This is a genomic window from Streptomyces sp. enrichment culture, assembly GCF_964272855.1.
Lineage (GTDB): Bacteria > Actinomycetota > Actinomycetes > Streptomycetales > Streptomycetaceae > Streptomyces.
Genome location: NZ_OZ186847.1, coordinates 6,292,407 through 6,310,037, shown reverse-complemented (window position 1 = coordinate 6,310,037; position 17,631 = coordinate 6,292,407). Strand labels below are relative to the sequence as shown.

Genomic DNA, 17,631 nt, shown 5'->3' with positions numbered 1-17,631 from the left:
AGGCCGCCAGTTCATCTCCTCAATTCTCCCTGTTTGCCGGGAATTTGATTGGGCCTGATCGCCCCTCTTCCCGTCTGAGCATGTCCACGTAATCTCCGGGCGGCGGCCAGGAAGACCCCTGCGCCCCATTCCCCACCGCATCCGCTAGGAGCCAGCATGCGTGCGCTTGCCCGGATATCTCCCTCGACGCGCAGACGTGTTCTCGCCACCGCCGTCGTGGCCGGAACCCTGATGCTCACCCCCCTGTCGGCGCCCACGGGCGTCGCGGCGGCCGGCACTCTCGCCGCCGCCGACTGCGTCGAGGACACCCACGCGGACACCCACGCGAACGCTCCGGCCACGGCCCGCGAGGCCCGCCCCGGGTCCGGCGAGCACGCCGCCGAGCCCAACGCGGTGAGCGCGGCGAAGGCCCAGGCCATGGAGGCCGACCTGCGCAAGAAGCTCGACAAGCTGCCGGGCAACGGCCGCAGCCTGTCGGCCACGGCCACCATCCCCGTGTACTTCCACGTCATCCACGACGGTGCCGCCGGGCAGCTCGACTCGGCCGACATCAGCGCCCAGATGAACGTGCTCAACGCGGCGTTCGGCGGCCAGGGCACCGGCAACGTCGACTCCGGCTTCCAGTTCTCGCTGGCCGGCACCGACTACACGGACAACGCCGCCTGGTACAACGTCTCCTCCGGCTCGGCGGAGGAGAAGGCGATGAAGTCCGCCCTGCGCAAGGGCGGCGCGAACGCGCTGAACATCTACACCGCCAACCTCGGCGGCGGCCTGCTCGGCTGGGCCACCTTCCCCAGCTCCTACAACTCCAGCCCGTCCATGGACGGCGTCGTCCTGCTGGACGCCTCGCTGCCCGGCGGCTCGGCCGCGAACTACGACGAGGGCGACACCGCCACCCACGAAGTCGGCCACTGGCTCGGGCTGTACCACACCTTCCAGGGCGGCTGTAACGGCAACGGCGACTACGTCGAAGACACCGCGGCCGAGAAGAGCCCGGCCTACGAGTGCCCCGAGGGCCGGGACACCTGCACCCGCAAGGCGGGCGCCGACCCGATCCACAACTTCATGGACTACACGTACGACGCCTGCATGTACCAGTTCACCTCCGGCCAGGTGACGCGCATGCAGCAGAGCTGGGCGGCCTACCGCACCGCCGGCTGAACCGGCTAGCCGAGCGAGTCCAGGAAGCCGAGCGCCACCCGCCAGGTGGCCTCGGCGGCCTCCGCGTCGTAGTCCGGCAGGTCGGGGTCGGTGTACAGGTGACCGGCTCCGGCGTACCGGTAGACCTCCACGTCCGCGCCCGCGCGGCGCATCTGCAGATACCAGGAGCTCAGCCAGTCGTCCGTCTCGAACGCGTCCGGCTCGGCGACGTGCAGCTGCACCGGCAGGTCGTCCACCGTCGCGTTCGGCGCGATGTCCGAGGTGCCGTGCAGAAGCAGCAGCCCCTTGGCCTTCTCGTCGCCCAGCGCGAGGGTCTGCGCGATCGAGGCGCCGAGGGAGAACCCGGCGTAGACGAGGCCGCGCTCCGAGTAGGGCGCGGCGGCCAGCACGGCCCGCTTCAGCAGCTCGTCCTTGCCGATCTCCTCCTTGGCGGCCATGCCCTCCTCGACCGTGTCGAACGTGCGCCCCTCGAAGAGGTCCGGCGTCCACACCTCGTGCCCGGCGGCGCGCAGCCGGTCCGCCGCGGCACGCACCGCGGGCCTGAGGCCATAGGTCGAGTGGAAGAGCATGATGTTCATGAGGCCAATGGTGCCAGCCGGGTGTGACGAGGCGGGTCCGGGGCAGTACCCGCAACCGCCCCGGATTCACATGTTCAGGCCCGCCCGTGGCCGGTTACGTTCGAGGACATGGAGAACGTACTCCGCCCACTGATCGTGGTCGGCGGCGCCGTGCTGCTCACAATGGTGATCGGCTGGGCCACCGACCTGCTGCTGCGCAGGGCCGACGGACGGCAGAGCGAAACCCCGCTGTGGGGTCTGCTGCGCCGCGGCCGTGTCCCCTACCAGCTCCTGCTGTGCGCCGCCCTGCTGAGAGGGTCGTACGACGAGGCCCAGCTGTTCCAGGACCACCGCGTCGGGATCGGCCGCACCCTGACGGTCGTGCTGATCGGCTCGGCCGCCTGGCTGGTGATCCGGATCGCGGCGGCCGTCGTCGAGACGTCGTACACCCGCTACGCCAGCTCCCGCGCCCACCGCGACCCCGCGCGGGTCCGCCGGGTGCGCACCCAGGTGACGCTCATCATGCGGGTGGTGTCGGCGGTCGTCGGGGTGGTGGCGGTGGCGGCGATGCTGCTGACGTTCCCCGCGTTCCGCGCGGCGGGCGCCTCGCTGCTGGCCTCGGCGGGCATCCTCGGCATCGTCGCCGGTGTCGCGGCGCAGTCCACGCTGAGCAACATGTTCGCGGGGTTCCAGATCGCGTTCGGCGACATGGTGCGCATCGGGGACACGGTCGTCGTGGACGGCGAGTGGGGCACCGTCGAGGAAATCACGCTGACCTATCTGACGGTGCGGACCTGGGACGAGCGCCGGATCACCATGCCGGTGTCGTACTTCACGTCCAAGCCGTTCGAGAACTGGTCGCGCGGCACCCCGCAGATGACCGGCGTCGTCTACTGGCAGCTGGACCACTCCGCGCCGGTCGACGAGATGCGCGAAAAGCTCCGCGACATCCTGCGCGAGTGCCCGGCGTGGGACGGGCGGGCCTACGACCTGTCCGTCACCGACACCACGCCGAACACCATGGAGGTGCGGGCGCTGATGACGGCGAAGGACGCCGACGACGTCTGGACGGTCCGGGTCACGGTCCGCGAGCGGATGATCGGCTGGCTGGTCCGCGAGCACCCGTACGCGCTGCCCCGGGTCAACACGGCCGACGCGCTGCTGCCGCCGCACCGGCCGCCGGCCCCCCGCCGCTCGCCCGACGGCTTCCCGAACCGACGGGCCGTGGAGACGCCGAGGGCGGACCGGGGCTGAGCCGCGCTCAGCGCAGGCTGCGCACGTCCAGCTGGCGCAGCACCCTGTCCACCACCTCGGGGTCCGCCCCGGGCTCGCTGCGCGCCGCCAGCACCTCGTGGCGGGCGGCGCTCAGCAGCTCCCCCTCGATGCGGCGCACCCGCTGCAGCCGCCGCACCCGCTTCTCGTGCGCCTCCCGCCGCTCCTCCTCGCCGATCTCCGGGCTGATCCGCACCCCGATCTCGAAGGCCCGCCGCAGCATCCGCTCCGACAGCTCGTCCGGCAGTTCCTCGACCGACTCGATCTCCCGCAGCCGCCGCTTGGCCGCCTTGGCCGCCCGCACCGCCAGCGCCTTCTCGAACTCCTTCTCCCGCTCGGTGTCGGCCTGCACGCCGAGCCGCTTCACCAGCCACGGCAGCGTCAGGCCCTGGAGCACCAGCGTCACCATGATCACTCCGAACGCGATGAAGACGATCTCGTCCCGGTCGGGGAACGGCGAGCCGTCGTCGGTCCGCAGTGGAATGGCCAGCGCCAGCGCCACCGACGCCACGCCCCGCATCCCCGACCACCACATGACGACCGTCTCCCGCCAGCTCATCGGGATCTCCTCGTCGTAGTCGCGCCGCGCGTGCAGCCGTTTGGTGAGCCAGGTCGCGGGCAGCAGCCACAGCAGTCGTACGAGGACGACGACCCCGGCGATCGCGAGGGCCCAGCCCAGCATCTCGCCCCAGCGCCCGGACGCGGTGCGGACCGCGTTGTGCAGTTCGAGCCCGATCAGGCCGAAGGCGACCCCGGTGACGAGGGTGTCGACGATGTCCCAGAAGGTGTGCCCGGCGAGCCGGGTCATCACGTCGTCGGCGTCCGTCGCGTACTCGGAGATGAACAGCGCGGTGGTCAGCACGGCCAGCACACCGGAGCCGTGCAGTTCCTCGGCGAGCACGTAGGAGGCGTACGGCACCAGCAGGGTGAGCCCGATCTGCAGGGTCGCGTCGCCGAGCAGGTCCATCAGCTTGTTGGCGCCCCAGCCGAGGACGAGCCCCACGGCGACCGCGACCACGGCGGACAGCACCAGGTCGAGCCCGGCGCCCCAGGGCGAGAAGGTGCCGCTGACCACGGCGGCGATCGCCACGTGGTAGAGCACGATGGCCGTCACGTCGTTGAACAGCCCCTCGCCCTCCAGGATCGACACCAGCCGGCGCGGCAGCCCCAGCTGCCCGGCGACGGCGGTCGCGGCAACCGGGTCGGGCGGCGCGACCAGCGCGCCGAGCGCCAGGGCGGCGGCGATCGGCAGCCCCGGCACGATGGCGTGGGCGACGCCGGCGACGCAGAACATGGTGACGAACACCAGCGCCACGGCGAGCAGGAAGATCGGCCGTTTGTTCGCCGTGAACTGCCGCCAGGAGGTGCGCCGTACGGCCGCGTAGAGCAGCGGCGGCAGCAGCAGCGGAAGGATCAGGTCCGGCGGGATCTCGACGTTCGGCACGAAGGTGAGCAGCGCCAGCACGACGCCCAGCAGGGTCATCAGCACCGGCGACGGCAGACCCAGCCGGTCCCCGACCGGCACGCTCACCACGGCCCCGAGCAACAGGACGAACAACAGGGCCAACTGGTCCACGCTCAGCGCTCCGACGGTCTAGGCGATCACAACCCCCGGCCCAGCCTGCCACGCGCGCTACAGAACGCGGCGCATCCCCTGGTGCGGGATCCCGGCCTCCAGGTACTCCGGCCCGTACGCCTCGTACCCCAGCCGCTCGTAGAACCCCAGCGCGTGCGTCTGCGCGTGCAGGTCCACCACCGCGAGCCCGCGCGCGCGTGCCGCGTCCTCGATGGCCCGCACCAGCAGCGCGCCGAGGCCCAGCCCCCGCGCGTCCTTGGCGACCGCCAGCCGCCCCAGGGACCCCAGGGACGGGTCGCCGCCGGTGCGCTCCTTCGCGCCCTCGCCGTACAGCAGCCGCCCGGTGCCCAGCGGAGTGCCGTCCTCGCGCACGGCGAGGACATGCAGCGCCACCGCGTCGAACTCGTCGTACTCCAGGTCCTCCGGGACGCCCTGCTCGGCGACGAAGACCTCCTTGCGCACCGCGAAGCACGCCTCGCGGTCGGCGGCCTCCTCGGCGACGCGCACCGCGTACGACGGCGAGGTCATCCGTAGGTCTCCTCACGGACCTGGTCCAGCGCCTGCTGGAGGTCCTCGGGGTAGTCGCAGGCGAACTCGGCCCACTCGCCGCTGCCCGGGTGCTCGAAGCCGAGGCGCACGGCGTGCAGCCACTGGCGGGTCAGCCGCAGCCGCTTGGCGAGCGTCGGGTCGGCGCCGTAGGTCAGGTCGCCGACACAGGGGTGGCGGTGGGCGGACATGTGGACGCGGATCTGGTGGGTGCGGCCCGTCTCCAGCTTCACGTCGAGCAGGGAGGCCGCGCGGAACGCCTCGATCAGGTCGTAGTGCGTGACCGAGGGCTTGCCCTCGGCGGTGACCGCCCACTTGTAGTCGTGGTTCGGGTGGCGGCCGATGGGCGCGTCGATGGTGCCGCTGGTCGGGTCCGGATGGCCCTGGACCAGGGTGTGGTAGCGCTTGTCGACCGTGCGCTCCTTGAACTGGCGCTTCAGCGACGTGTACGCGTACTCCGACTTCGCCACGACCATCAGGCCCGAGGTGCCGACGTCGAGGCGGTGCACGATGCCCTGGCGCTCGGCGGCGCCGGAGGTGGAGATCCGGTAGCCGGCCGCGGCGAGGCCGCCGATGACCGTCGGACCGGTCCAGCCGGGGCTGGGGTGGGCGGCCACGCCCACCGGCTTGACGATGACGACCACGTCGTCGTCGTCGTGCACGATCTCCATGCCCTCGACCGGCTCGGCCACCACCTGCACCGGCGCGGCGGCCTGCGGCATCTCGACCTCCAGCCAGGCGCCGCCGCGCACCCGCTCGGACTTGCCGACGACCGTGCCGTCGACCAGCACCTTGCCCGCCGCGGCCAGCTCCGCCGCCTTCGTACGGGAGAAGCCGAACATGCGGGAGATGGCGGCGTCGACGCGCTCGCCCTCCAGGCCGTCCGGCACGGGCAGGGTACGGATCTCGGGAATCGTGCTCACCCGTCGAGTATGCCGGACGGGTCCGGCAACCCTGCACGCGCGTTCAGTCCTTGTGGACGGTCCCGTCCGGGTCGAGGCCCCTGAACGACAGCAGCACGATCAGGATGCCGCCGCACACGATCGCCGAGTCGGCGAGGTTGAAGACCGCGAAGTGCTTGGGCGCGATGAAGTCCACCACCGCGCCCTCGAAGACGCCCGGCGAGCGGAAGATCCGGTCGGTGAGGTTGCCCAGCGCGCCGCCCAGCAGCATGCCGAGCGCGATCGCCCAGGGCAGGCTGTACAGCTTGCGGGCGAGGCGGGCGATGACCACGATCACGGCCGCCGCGATCACCGTGAAGATCACGGTGAAGGCCTCGCCGAAACCGAAGGCCGCGCCCGCGTTGCGGATCGCCTCGAACCGCAGCCAGTCGCCGATGATCTCGATCGGCTCCTGGTGCTCCAGCTTCTCGACCACGATTATCTTGCTGACCAGGTCGAGGACGTAGGCGAAGGCGGCGACCGCGAAGAGCACGGCGATCCGCCGCTTGCCCCGCGGCCGCGCGGGGGCGTCCCCGGCCTCGGACCCGCCGTCGCCGGTCCCCTCGACGTCCGGCCGCTCCGGTCCCTCGGCCCGCGCCGCGTCCGAATCGTCCGGCGTACCGATGATGCGTTCCGCCTCTGCCACGTGAGTCCCTCAACTTAGGTACCTGACTGAGGACGAGGGTACGGCACGCCCTCGGCGCCGATCAGTACCGGCGTTCCTGCTTCTGCTTGCACTCCACGCAGAGGGTTGCCCGCGGGAAGGCCTGCATGCGTGCCTTTCCGATCGGGTTGCCGCAGTTCTCGCACAGGCCGTAGGTGCCGGCGTCCAGGCGGTGCAGGGCGCGCTCGGTCTGGTCGAGCATCTCGCGCGCGTTGGCGGCCAGCGCCAGCTCGTGCTCGCGGGTGATGTTCTTGCTGCCGGTGTCCGCCTCGTCGTGGCCCGCGCCGTCCCCGGGGTCCCGCATCAGGCCGGCCAGGGACGCCTCGGAGGAGGCGATCTCGGCGCCCAGCCGCTCCAGCTCGCCGGTCAGCTCCGCGCGAGCCTCCTCGACCTCCTCCGCGGTCCAGGGGTCCTCACCGGGGCGCACCGCCAGCTCGCCGGGCTCCACCGCGGCGACGCGTGCCTTGGGAACGGCGGTCTGGGCCGCCGCGGCCGTGCCAGGAGTCTTCTTCGCAACCACCGTCGTGGCTCCCGTCTGCTCCGCGGCCTCAGCCGCGCCCGCCTTCTTCGCCCTGCTCTTCCCGCCCGTACTCCGGGCGACGCTCTCCGAACCGAGGTCCTCCCCGCCCGACGCGCCACCGACGCCCAGGCCCTCGGCGCCCGCGCCCTCCGCCGCCACTCCGGCGGCGACATCCTCATCGGCGACGGCCCTGTCGGCGACCACCTCATCGCCCGCCGCTGCCCGAGCCGCCACCTTGCCGGCGGCGGTCCGCTGGCCGGCGGTCCTCTTGGCCGCCGCCTTCTCCGGGCCCGTCTCACCGGCGACGCCCTTCTGGGCAGCCGCTTCGTCGGACACCGCGGCACCGGCCGCCACCTTCCCGGAGGCCGACCGCCTGGCAGCCGTCTTCTGGGGCGCCGCCCGCTCAGCCGCCGTCTCACCGGCGCCTGCCTTGCCGGCGGCGGTCTTCCTGACGGCCGACTTCTTGGCGGCCTGCTTCTTCGCTGCCGACTTCTCCCCGGCGGCGGCTTGGGGAGTCGCCGTCCTTCCCACCGGCTCCTTCGCAGCCGGGGTCTTCTTCACGGCGGCCTTCTTGACCGAGGCCTTCTCCACCGCGGCCTCCGTCGCGGTCTCCCTCGCCGCGCTCTTCTTGACCGCTGCTTCCTTGACGACCGCTTCCTCGGCCCTCCCGTGCCTGGCCGCCTTCAGGTCGGAGCCCGGCCCCTTGGAGGCCTGCTCCTTGGCAGCCGACTCCTCGGGGGCCGACTTCCTCCCGGCCGGCTTCCTCGCAGCCGTCTTCTTCGCCGCCGACTTCTTGCCCGCGGTCCTGTCGGCCGCGGTCTTCCTGGCCCCCGCCTTCTTCCCGGCCGCAGCCCCCGTCCCGGCCTTCGTCTGCGCCACAGCCGCCGAATCCGCCACCGCCGTCCCCGCGGCCGCCGAATCCGCCCCCGCCGCCGTCTTCCGCACGGCACCCGAATCCGCCCCCACCCGCGCCCTCACCCCAGCGGCGCCCGCCCCCGAGACCGCCTCCCCCCGCACCGCCCTCACCGACTTCACCGCGCGCTTCGCCGCCCCCTCCCCCCGCGCGCTCTTCTTCCCGCTCGCGTCCTTGGCCGTACCCGCGGCGGCGTCGGCGTCGGCGCCGGTGCGTGTGGGCCGGCCGGACGCCGACTGCTGTACGGCGGTCTTCTTCGCCACCATGGCCGCGGCCCCTTCACATATTGTGATCTTGCTCGCGAATCGTGCTGGGACGATAAATCGACTCGAGTCACGCGGCAACGGGGCACGCCGCCCGATTCGCCCGCCCCGCGCCCCCCGCGCGTCCGGCATGCATGCGTTGTGCCCAGCTCCCCGCGTGGTAATCCGCCGAGCCGGACATCCCCGGATCCGGGCCCGCGCACCTGACCATTCGGGTCATCCCGCACCCGGTCCGCCCCGCGCCCGTAAACCGGTCGGCCGCTGTCCGTGTGGCGCCGTACACTGGGCGGAGCGAAAAGCGTGGATGGGGACGAGTAGCGGCGTACGCAGCCCAGAGCGACCCGGGGACGGTGGAAGCCCGGGGGCGAGCGCGACGTGAAGATCACCCCGGAGCCGCCGGAAGAAAGCCGCAGCCAGCGAGCCGCGGCGAGTAGAACCGGCATCGCGACCCCAATGAGGGGGCTCACCGAGGCACGACCTGCCCCGGAGGGCCAAGGAGGGTGGTACCGCGGGAGCGCGCCGAAGGCGGCGTAAGGAAAGACGTAGCTCTCGTCCCTCCGACGGAAGGCAGCAAGTCCGCCGGAGGAAGATCGATGACGACGTACCGCCAGGTGCCCGCACAGGTCGACCTGCCCGCCCTTGAGCACGCCGTGCTCGACTTCTGGCGCGAGCAGAAGATCTTTGCCAAGAGCCTGGAGCAGTCCCAGGGCCGCCCCGAATGGGTGTTCTACGAGGGCCCGCCCACCGCCAACGGCATGCCCGGCGCCCACCACATCGAGGCGCGCGTCTTCAAGGACGTCTTCCCCCGCTTCCGCACCATGCGCGGCTACCACGTGGCCCGCAAGGCGGGCTGGGACTGCCACGGCCTCCCCGTCGAGCTGGCGGTCGAGAAGGAGCTGGGCTTCAGCGGCAAGCAGGACATCGAGGCGTTCGGCATCGCCGAGTTCAACGCCAAGTGCCGCGAGTCCGTGACCCGCCACACCGACGCCTTCGCCGACCTGACGACCCGCATGGGCTACTGGGTCGACCTCGACGACGCCTACCGCACGATGGACCCCGAGTACATCGAGTCGGTGTGGTGGTCGCTCAAGGAGATCTTCGACAGGGGACTCCTGGTCCAGGACCACCGCGTGGCCCCCTGGTGCCCCCGCTGCGGCACCGGCCTGTCCGACCACGAGCTGGCGCAGGGCTACGAGACGGTCGTCGACCCCTCGGTCTACGTCCGCTTCCCGCTGACCTCCGGCCCGCTGGCCGGCGAGGCCGCGCTGCTGGTCTGGACGACCACTCCGTGGACCCTGGTCTCCAACACCGCCGTGGCCGCCCACCCCGAGGTCACCTACGTCGTCGCCACCGACGGCGAGGAGAAGCTGGTCGTCGCCGAGCCGCTGGTCGCCAAGGCCCTCGGCGAGGGCTGGGAGCTCACCGGCCAGTCCTTCACGGGCGCCGAGATGGAGCGCTGGACGTATCAGCGCCCGTTCGAGCTGGTCGACTTCCCGGCCGAGGCCCACTTCGTGGTCAACGCCGACTACGTCACCACCGAGGACGGCACGGGTCTGGTCCACCAGTCCCCCGCCTTCGGTGAGGACGACCTCAAGGTCTGCCGTTCGTACGGCCTGCCCGTGGTCAACCCGGTCCGCCCGGACGGCACCTTCGAGGAGGAGGTCCCGCTGGTCGGCGGCGTCTTCTTCAAGAAGGCCGACGAGAAGCTCACCGAGGACCTCGGCGCCCGCGGCCTGCTCTTCAAGCACCTGCCGTACGAGCACAGCTACCCGCACTGCTGGCGCTGCCACACCGCGCTGCTCTACTACGCGCAGCCGTCCTGGTACATCCGCACGACGGCCGTCAAGGACCGCCTGCTCCAGGAGAACGAGAAGACCAACTGGTTCCCGGACACGGTCAAGCACGGCCGGTTCGGCGACTGGCTGAACAACAACATCGACTGGGCACTGTCCCGCAACCGCTACTGGGGCACCCCGCTGCCGATCTGGCGCTGCGAGGAGGGCCACCTCACCTGCGTCGGCTCCCGCGCGGAGCTGACCGAGCTGACCGGCACCGACCAGTCCGGCCTCGACCCGCACCGCCCGTTCATCGACGACGTCACGTTCACCTGCACCCACGAGGGCTGCTCCCTCGACGCGGTGCGCGTGCCGGAGGTCATCGACGCCTGGTACGACTCGGGCTCGATGCCGTTCGCGCAGTGGGGCTACCCGTACAAGAACAAGGAGCTGTTCGAGAGCCGGTACCCGGCGCAGTTCATCTCCGAGGCCATCGACCAGACCCGCGGCTGGTTCTACACGCTGATGGCGGTCGGCACGCTGGTCTTCGACAGGTCGTCGTACGAGAACGTGGTCTGCCTCGGCCACATCCTCGCCGAGGACGGCCGGAAGATGTCCAAGCACCTGGGCAACATCCTCCAGCCGATCCCGCTCATGGACCAGCACGGCGCGGACGCGGTCCGCTGGTTCATGGCGGCCGGCGGCTCCCCGTGGGCGGCGCGCCGCGTGGGCCACGGCACCATCCAGGAGGTCGTCCGCAAGACGCTCCTCACGTACTGGAACACGGTCGCCTTCCAGGCTCTGTACGCGCGTACGTCGAACTGGGCGCCCTCCGAGGCCGACCCGGCCCCGGCCGACCGCCCGCTGCTGGACCGCTGGCTGCTGTCCGAGCTGCACGCGCTGACCGACCAGGTGACCCAGTCGCTGGAGGCGTACGACACCCAGCGCGCCGGCAAGCTGCTGTCCGCGTTCGTCGACGATCTGTCGAACTGGTACGTCCGCCGCTCGCGGCGCCGCTTCTGGCAGGGCGACAAGGCCGCGCTGCGCACCCTGCACGAGGTCGTCGAGACGGTCACCAAGCTGATGGCCCCGCTGACCCCGTTCATCACCGAGCGGGTCTGGCAGGACCTGATCGTCCCGGTCACCCCGGGCGCGCCGGAGTCGGTGCACCTGGCGTCCTGGCCGGAGGCGGACCTCGGCGCCATCGACCCGGAGCTGTCGAGGCAGATGGTGCTGGTGCGCCGCCTGGTGGAGCTGGGCCGGGCCACCCGCGCGGAGTCCGGGGTCAAGACGCGTCAGCCGCTCAGCCGCGCGCTGATCGCGGCGACCGGCTTCGAGACGCTGGACCGCGAGCTGCACACCCAGATCACCGAGGAGCTGAACGTCGAATCGCTGGCGTCGCTCTCCGAGGTCGGCGGTTCCCTGGTGGACACCACCGCCAAGGCCAACTTCCGTGCCCTGGGCAAGCGGTTCGGCAAGCGGGTCCAGGACGTCGCCAAGGCCATCGCGAACGCCGACGCGGCCGCGCTGTCGCTGGCCCTGCGCGAGGGCACCGCCTCCGTGGAGGTCGACGGCGAGACGATCACCCTGGCCCCGGACGAGGTGATCATCACCGAGACCCCGCGCGAGGGCTGGTCGGTGGCGTCCGACGCGGGTGCCACGGTCGCCCTCGACCTGGAGATCACCGAGGAGCTGCGGCAGGCGGGTCTCGCCCGTGACGCGATCCGGCTGATCCAGGAGGCCCGCAAGAACAGCGGCCTGGACGTGGCGGACCGGATCGCGCTGCGCTGGACGGCCACGGACCCGGCGGTCGTCGCGGCCCTGTCCGAGCACTCCGGGCTGATCGCGGACGAGGTGCTGGCCACGGACTTCGCCCAGGGCGAGGCGGACGACACCGGTTACGGCGAGCCGTTCACCGACGAGGGCCTGTCCCTGACGTTCCGCCTGCGCAAGGCGTAAGCGGGAACGAATCCGGCAGGCAGCGCACGCAGAAGGCCCGGTCCCCCACGGGGGCCGGGCCTTTCGCGTGCGCACGCCGGTCACAGGTCACGGAAGGACGGCGAGGACGCCGGGGTGGGCCGGATTCGAACCGGCGTCCTCCGTCGATGCCATCGAGGCGCGACTACCACTGCGCTACACACCCCGCCGCCGCGAGCACCCTACCGTCCGCGTCGTGACCCGGCCCACTCGGTTCCCGCGCCCCCGGAACGACAGCCGAAAAGGGCGGGGCCCCGGATCGGAATCCGGGGCCCCGCCCTGAACGCTGCCGACTGCTACGCCGTACTACGAACCGTCAGTTGTCGTCCTCGTCGATGAGGAACCCACGCATCGGCGAGGGGGCCTGACCCATCGGCGACGGGCCCTGCGGCCGCACCGGAGCCATCGGCTGGGTCATCGCCGGGGACATCTGCTGCTGACCGCCGTAGGACGGAGCGGACGGGCTCGGCGCACCCCCCATCGACTGGTTGCCGCCGTAGGACGGGGCGCTCGCGCCGGCCGGCGCCATGGAGGGCGACGGGGACGGCGGGAGGGACGCGGCCGCCGGGGTCCGCGGCGGGGCGAGGGAGTCGTCGGCCTGGGTCTCCAGCTGGCGCAGCTGCGACTCCAGGTACGACTTCAGTCGCGTGCGGTACTCGCGCTCGAAGCCGCGCAGGTCCTCGACCTTGCGCTCCAGCGTGGCGCGGGCGGACTCCAGGGAGCCCATCGCGACACGGTGCTTCTCCTGCGCGTCCCGCTCCAGGGCGTCGGCCTTGGCACGGGCGTCACGCTCCAGACCCTCGGCACGCGAACGAGCCTCGCCGACGATCTTGTTGGCCTCGGAACGGGCCTCGGCGATCGCCTGGTCGGCCGTCTGCTGGGCCAGCGACAGGACACGGGCGGCGCTGTCGCCACCGGGGCCCTGACCGGGGCCGCCCATGGGACCGCCCATGGGGCCGCCCATCGGACCCGGGCCCATCTGGCCCTGCATCGGGCCCTGGCCCATCGGACCCTGACCCATCGGGCCGGGACCCTGCGGACCCTGACCGCCGGGACCGGCGGGCAGCTGCGGGGCACCGCTCGGCAGCTGGGGCGGACCACCCATGGGGCCACCCATCTGCTGCTGCGGCGGGCCCGATATGCCGGCGGGTACCGGAGCGCCCGGACCTCGCATCCCCTGCTGCGGCATCCCCTGCTGCGGCATCCCCTGCTGCGGCGGCTGCTGCTGCTGGTCCTGCGGCTCCTGCGGCTTGCGCATGTTCTGCTGGTTCTGCGCGGCGGCACGCGTGGCGGCGGCCAGCTTGGCGCGCAGATCCTCGTTCTCGCGGAGCAGACGGGTCAGTTCGGCTTCGACCTCGTCGAGGAAGGCATCGACCTCGTCCTCGTCATAGCCTTCTCGGAGGCGGACGGTCGTGAACTGCTTGTTCCGCACGTCCTCGGGGGTCAACGGCATCTCTTCACCTCAACGTAGTCGTCGGCATCGGCAAGACGGTAGGTCACATCGCTCACAGCCGGCTCACGATCGAGATCAGGATGTAGACGATGATCATCAGTACGAAGAAGGACAGGTCGAGCGCCACGCCCCCGAGACGCAGCGGCGGAATGAACCGCCGCAGAAGCTTGAGCGGTGGATCAGTGACAGTGTAGGTGGCCTCCAGAACGACCACCATCGCCTTGCCGGGTTGCCATGAGCGGGCGAACTGGAAGACGTAGTCCATGACCAACCGGAAGATGAGCACGATGAGGAAGCACATCAGCGCGATGTAGATGACATCAAGGACCACGCTCATGACCCGTGCTTCCCTCTCCCCTGTTTCCCGTGCTGTGTGGGTACTGCTTTGTACCGCGTTTTCCGGTCGTGCGTCTCAGCTCTGGTTGAAGAACCCGCCCTCTGCGATGCGGGCCTTGTCCTCCGCCGTGACATCGACGTTAGCAGGCGACAACAGGAACACCTTCTGCGTCACCCGCTCGATGCTGCCGTGAAGACCAAACACCAAACCCGCCGCAAAGTCGACAAGTCGCTTCGCATCTGTGTCATCCATCTCAGTCAGATTCATGATCACCGGGGTGCCCTCACGGAAGTGTTCCCCGATGGTACGGGCCTCGTTGTAGGTCCGCGGGTGAAGCGTGGTGATCCGGTAAGGCTCTCGTTCCGATACGACCTTGGGCATGATCACCGGTGCGTTCTTCTCCAGGCTTGCGCGTTCTTGTGTGATGGACGCCACGGGCGCGATGCGCGCCGGGCGCCCGGATTCCGCGGGTAGCGAAGCGGAATGGGCCACCGGCTCCCGAGGGGCCGGCGGATGTACCACTCTTACCGATTCGTCCCTTTGGGGCTGATGCGAACCGTGAGACTGGTGGGACGGTTCGTGCCGTCGGTGATCCCGCTCGGGCTCCGGGTCCAGTTCGGGCTCGAAGTCGTCATCGGGGTCGAATCCCCGGCCGTCGTACCCATCGTCCTCCACGAGGCCGAGGTAGACCGCCATCTTGCGCATCGCGCCGGCCATGCTCTGAGTCCTCCGCTCTGTGGTGGATCGACTGACGACTGCCAAGTGCCCGCGATCCACGAGGTCGTTGCGCCCGCCCTTCGACGGTAATGACCATATTTTCTGCTGTGGTCCGACTTCTTGGCGACGTTACCCGAGCCTGGGGCGGACTCCGAGTACCGCGCTGCCGACGCGCACATGTGTCGCTCCGGCGGCCACGGCCTGCTCGAGGTCCGCACTCATCCCCGCGGAGACCATGTTGGCAGCCGGATGGGCTCGGCGCAGGTCGGTCGACAAATCCATCAACCGCTCGAAGACCGCCTGTTGGCGCCCGGCGTACTCGCCGGTGAGCGGTGCCACGGTCATCAGTCCGTCGAGCCGCAGCCCCGCCGAGGCGGCGACCAGACCGGCCAACTCCTCGATTCCCTCGGGCGCCACCCCGCCCCGCTCGCCCCGGCCGCTCGCGCCCGCGTCGAACGCGACCTGGAGCAGGCACCCGATCTCCCGTTCGGCCCGGACGGCCTCCCGGGACAGGGCCGTCACGAGCTTGGCGCGGTCGACGGACTGCACCACGTCCGCGTAACCGACCACGGAACGGACTTTGTTGGTCTGCAACTGGCCGACGAAGTGCCAGGAAAGGGGCAGATCCGAGCATTCCGCGGCCTTCGGTGCCGCGTCCTGGTCGCGGTTCTCGGCGACATGACGTACACCGAGTTCCGACAGGATCCGCACATCGCTCGCGGGGTAGGTCTTGGTGACCACGATCAGGGTCACCTCTTCACGCTTGCGCCCGGCCGCCACGCAGGCCGCGGTGATGCGGTCCTCGACCCGCGCCAGGTTTGCGGCGAGTTCGCCCTTACGGTCCGTCATGCCCCATCAGTCCAGCCAGACGTAGCCCGCCAGCCGACCGGTGGTGCGGTCGCGGCGGTAAGAGAAGTGGTCCTGCGACTCCAGCGTGCACACCGGCGACTGCTCCCGGTCGTGCACCCCGAGCCGTTCGAGCTGCGCGTGCACCCCGGCGGCCACATCGACCGCCGGCGTGCCCCAGCTCGTCTCGGCGTACGCCCCCGGCTCCACGGCGGCCACCTCGGCGCGCATCGGCTCCGGCACCTCGTAGCACCGGCCGCAGACGGCGGGTCCAGTGCGGGCGACGATCCGGGAGGGGTCGGCGCCGAGCTTCACCATGGCCGCCACGGCGGCGGGAACGATCCCGGCGACCATGCCGGGCCGGCCCGCGTGGGCCGCGGACACCACACCGGCCACCGGATCGGCCAGCAGGACCGGGACGCAGTCGGCCGTGAGCACGGCGAGCGCGATGCCGCGCCCGGCGGTCACCAGCCCGTCGACCTGGGGGACGCGCTCGACGTTCCACGGCCCGTCGACCACGGCCACCTCGTTGCCGTGCACCTGGTTCATCCAGACGACCAGGCCGGGGTCCACGCCGAGCGACTTCGCCGCCAGCTCCCGGTTGGCCCGTACGGCCTCGGGGTCGTCGCCGACCGCGCCGCCGAGATTGAGCTCCTCATACGGAGCGGCGCTCACCCCGCCCCACCGGTCGGTGAAGGCGAAGTGCGCGCCGCTCACGTGTCCGTGCTGTCCTATCACTTGAGGAAGTCCGGGACGTCCAGTTCCTCGGCCGCGCTGTCCGTGTAGGTCCGCGGCGCCGGCGGGACCGGCGGGGCGACCGGGATTTCGGCGACCGGCTCCGGGGCGGGCTCCGGCTCCTCCTTCGGCGTCACGCTGCCGAGCGAGCCGAAGGACGGGCGGCTCTCCGGCTGCCGTACCGGAGCGGGCTCCTCGCGGCGGGCCGGGGCGGAGGAGGCCGAGCCGAGGACGTTGTCCCGGCGGGCGGGCGGCTGGCCGCCGTCGAAGCCGGCCGCGATCACGGTGACCCGGACCTCGTCGCCGAGGGCGTCGTCGATGACCGCACCGAAGATGATGTTGGCCTCGGGGTGCGCGGCCTCGCTCACCAGCTGGGCGGCCTCGTTGATCTCGAACAGGCCGAGGTCGGAGCCGCCGGAGATGGAGAGCAGCACGCCGCGGGCGCCGTCGATGGACGCCTCCAGCAGCGGCGAGGAGATCGCCATCTCGGCCGCGGCCACCGCACGGTCGTCGCCGCGGGCCGAGCCGATGCCCATGAGGGCGGAACCGGCCTCGGACATGACCGACTTGACGTCGGCGAAGTCGAGGTTGATCAGGCCGGGGGTGGTGATGAGGTCGGTGATGCCCTGAACACCGGAGAGCAGGACCTGGTCCGCCGACTTGAAGGCGTCGAGGACCGAGACCTGGCGGTCCGAGATGGACAGCAGCCGGTCGTTCGGGATGACGATGAGGGTGTCGACCTCTTCGCGGAGCTCGGCGATGCCGTCCTCGGCCTGGTTCGCGCGGCGCCGTCCCTCGAAGGTGAACGGGCGCGTGACCACGCCGATGGTGAGCGCGCCGAGGGAGCGTGCGATGTTGGCCACGACGGGCGCGCCGCCGGTGCCGGTGCCGCCGCCTTCACCGGCCGTCACGAAGACCATGTCGGCCCCCTTGAGGACCTCCTCGATCTCCTCGCGGTGGTCCTCGGCGGCCTTGCGGCCGACGGCCGGGTTGGCTCCGGCGCCGAGTCCGCGGGTGAGTTCGCGGCCGACGTCGAGCTTGACGTCGGCGTCGCTCATCAACAGAGCTTGCGCGTCGGTGTTGATGGCGATGAACTCGACGCCCTTGAGACCGACCTCGATCATCCGGTTGATGGCATTGACACCACCGCCGCCGACACCGATGACTTTGATGACTGCGAGGTAGTTCTGCGGTGCTGCCACGTCGAAGGCCTCTCGCCTCGAGTTACGTGTCGCCGCCTCGCGGGTGCGCCGCGATCCGACGACTGATGCCGAATGGGACGGTCCGTTTCGCCGACCCGAACCCTAACGTTGAAGTTTAGGGTTACCAGTGTGTCTGTTCCCTGGAGTCTTCTGAACAGGACACTAAGTCGACAAGT

15 protein-coding genes and 1 tRNA gene are annotated in these 17,631 nt (G+C 71.1%); 3 read left to right on the top strand and 13 right to left on the bottom strand.

What is annotated here, in order from left to right:
• Positions 1 to 156 precede the first annotated feature (156 nt).
• The gene (locus ACSU6L_RS27885) at positions 157 to 1,161 is read left to right on the top strand and encodes a zinc metalloprotease (RefSeq protein ID WP_437061144.1); all 1,005 of its coding nucleotides are present in this window, start codon (positions 157 to 159) and stop codon (positions 1,159 to 1,161) included.
• A 5-nt stretch (positions 1,162 to 1,166) separates the two neighbouring features.
• Here ACSU6L_RS27885 and ACSU6L_RS27880 read toward each other — a convergent pair whose 3' ends face one another.
• A complete protein-coding gene (locus ACSU6L_RS27880; RefSeq protein ID WP_437061142.1) occupies positions 1,167 to 1,739 on the bottom strand; it encodes a dienelactone hydrolase family protein in 573 nt (190 codons plus the stop codon).
• Positions 1,740 to 1,847: 108 nt separating this feature from the next.
• On the opposite strand from ACSU6L_RS27880, the gene ACSU6L_RS27875 reads away from it, so the two are divergent.
• Positions 1,848 to 2,972: a mechanosensitive ion channel family protein gene (locus ACSU6L_RS27875; protein WP_437061140.1), complete on the top strand. Its 1,125-nt coding sequence runs from the start codon at positions 1,848 to 1,850 to the stop codon at positions 2,970 to 2,972.
• 7 nt (positions 2,973 to 2,979) lie between these two features.
• On the opposite strand, the gene ACSU6L_RS27870 is transcribed toward ACSU6L_RS27875, so the two are convergent.
• The 5 genes from ACSU6L_RS27870 to ACSU6L_RS27850 all read right to left on the bottom strand — a co-directional run bounded on the left by ACSU6L_RS27870 (position 2,980) and on the right by ACSU6L_RS27850 (position 8,416).
• Complete coding sequence (locus tag ACSU6L_RS27870) at positions 2,980 to 4,566, bottom strand: Na+/H+ antiporter (RefSeq protein ID WP_437061138.1); 1,587 nt, start codon at positions 4,564 to 4,566, stop codon at positions 2,980 to 2,982.
• 57 nt (positions 4,567 to 4,623) lie between these two features.
• A complete protein-coding gene (locus tag ACSU6L_RS27865; protein WP_437061136.1) occupies positions 4,624 to 5,094 on the bottom strand; it encodes a GNAT family N-acetyltransferase in 471 nt (156 codons plus the stop codon).
• The gene (locus ACSU6L_RS27860) at positions 5,091 to 6,035 is read right to left on the bottom strand and encodes an RluA family pseudouridine synthase (RefSeq protein WP_437061134.1); all 945 of its coding nucleotides are present in this window, start codon (positions 6,033 to 6,035) and stop codon (positions 5,091 to 5,093) included. The genes ACSU6L_RS27865 and ACSU6L_RS27860 overlap by 4 nt, the downstream gene beginning before the upstream one ends.
• Before the next feature lie 43 nt (positions 6,036 to 6,078).
• Complete coding sequence (lspA, locus tag ACSU6L_RS27855) at positions 6,079 to 6,699, bottom strand: signal peptidase II (protein WP_437061132.1); 621 nt, start codon at positions 6,697 to 6,699, stop codon at positions 6,079 to 6,081.
• Between the two features lie 61 nt (positions 6,700 to 6,760).
• Entirely contained in the window at positions 6,761 to 8,416 is a 1,656-nt protein-coding gene (locus ACSU6L_RS27850) for a TraR/DksA C4-type zinc finger protein (RefSeq protein WP_437061130.1), read from the bottom strand.
• A 590-nt stretch (positions 8,417 to 9,006) separates the two neighbouring features.
• Here ACSU6L_RS27850 and ileS point away from each other — a divergent pair.
• The gene (gene ileS, locus ACSU6L_RS27845) at positions 9,007 to 12,147 is read left to right on the top strand and encodes an isoleucine--tRNA ligase (protein ID WP_437061128.1); all 3,141 of its coding nucleotides are present in this window, start codon (positions 9,007 to 9,009) and stop codon (positions 12,145 to 12,147) included.
• 110 nt (positions 12,148 to 12,257) lie between these two features.
• Here ileS and ACSU6L_RS27840 read toward each other — a convergent pair.
• The 7 genes from ACSU6L_RS27840 to ftsZ form a co-directional block, all read right to left on the bottom strand.
• Positions 12,258 to 12,332 (bottom strand) — tRNA-Ala (locus ACSU6L_RS27840).
• A gap of 149 nt (positions 12,333 to 12,481) precedes the next feature.
• Complete coding sequence (locus ACSU6L_RS27835) at positions 12,482 to 13,618, bottom strand: DivIVA domain-containing protein (protein ID WP_437061126.1); 1,137 nt, start codon at positions 13,616 to 13,618, stop codon at positions 12,482 to 12,484.
• 52 nt (positions 13,619 to 13,670) lie between these two features.
• Entirely contained in the window at positions 13,671 to 13,955 is a 285-nt protein-coding gene (locus tag ACSU6L_RS27830) for a YggT family protein (RefSeq protein ID WP_016435858.1), read from the bottom strand.
• Between the two features lie 75 nt (positions 13,956 to 14,030).
• Positions 14,031 to 14,672 (bottom strand): cell division protein SepF, encoded by a 642-nt coding sequence (locus ACSU6L_RS27825; protein ID WP_351839935.1) that lies wholly within the window; start codon positions 14,670 to 14,672, stop codon positions 14,031 to 14,033.
• Positions 14,673 to 14,801: 129 nt separating this feature from the next.
• Complete coding sequence (locus tag ACSU6L_RS27820) at positions 14,802 to 15,521, bottom strand: YggS family pyridoxal phosphate-dependent enzyme (RefSeq protein ID WP_073942843.1); 720 nt, start codon at positions 15,519 to 15,521, stop codon at positions 14,802 to 14,804.
• Positions 15,522 to 15,527: 6 nt separating this feature from the next.
• On the bottom strand, positions 15,528 to 16,256 hold the full coding sequence (pgeF, locus tag ACSU6L_RS27815) for a peptidoglycan editing factor PgeF (protein ID WP_437061122.1): 729 nt from the start codon (positions 16,254 to 16,256) through the stop codon (positions 15,528 to 15,530).
• Positions 16,253 to 17,455 carry a cell division protein FtsZ gene (ftsZ, locus tag ACSU6L_RS27810; protein WP_437061120.1) on the bottom strand — a complete coding sequence of 401 codons (1,203 nt, stop codon included), beginning with the start codon at positions 17,453 to 17,455 and terminating at the stop codon, positions 16,253 to 16,255. Before ftsZ ends, pgeF begins: the two co-directional genes overlap by 4 nt.
• Positions 17,456 to 17,631: the final 176 nt, after the last annotated feature.

Coding starts and splice junctions, on each gene's coding strand:
- ACSU6L_RS27885 (WP_437061144.1), top strand. CDS start 157: ATGCGTGCGCTTGCCCGGATATCTCCCTCGACGCGCAGACGTGTTCTC.
- ileS (WP_437061128.1), top strand. CDS start 9,007: ATGACGACGTACCGCCAGGTGCCCGCACAGGTCGACCTGCCCGCCCTT.
- ACSU6L_RS27825 (WP_351839935.1), bottom strand. CDS start 14,672: ATGGCCGGCGCGATGCGCAAGATGGCGGTCTACCTCGGCCTCGTGGAG.
- ACSU6L_RS27850 (WP_437061130.1), bottom strand. CDS start 8,416: ATGGTGGCGAAGAAGACCGCCGTACAGCAGTCGGCGTCCGGCCGGCCC.
- ACSU6L_RS27830 (WP_016435858.1), bottom strand. CDS start 13,955: ATGAGCGTGGTCCTTGATGTCATCTACATCGCGCTGATGTGCTTCCTC.
- ACSU6L_RS27875 (WP_437061140.1), top strand. CDS start 1,848: ATGGAGAACGTACTCCGCCCACTGATCGTGGTCGGCGGCGCCGTGCTG.
- ACSU6L_RS27865 (WP_437061136.1), bottom strand. CDS start 5,094: ATGACCTCGCCGTCGTACGCGGTGCGCGTCGCCGAGGAGGCCGCCGAC.
- ACSU6L_RS27880 (WP_437061142.1), bottom strand. CDS start 1,739: ATGAACATCATGCTCTTCCACTCGACCTATGGCCTCAGGCCCGCGGTG.
- ACSU6L_RS27835 (WP_437061126.1), bottom strand. CDS start 13,618: ATGCCGTTGACCCCCGAGGACGTGCGGAACAAGCAGTTCACGACCGTC.
- ACSU6L_RS27820 (WP_073942843.1), bottom strand. CDS start 15,521: ATGACGGACCGTAAGGGCGAACTCGCCGCAAACCTGGCGCGGGTCGAG.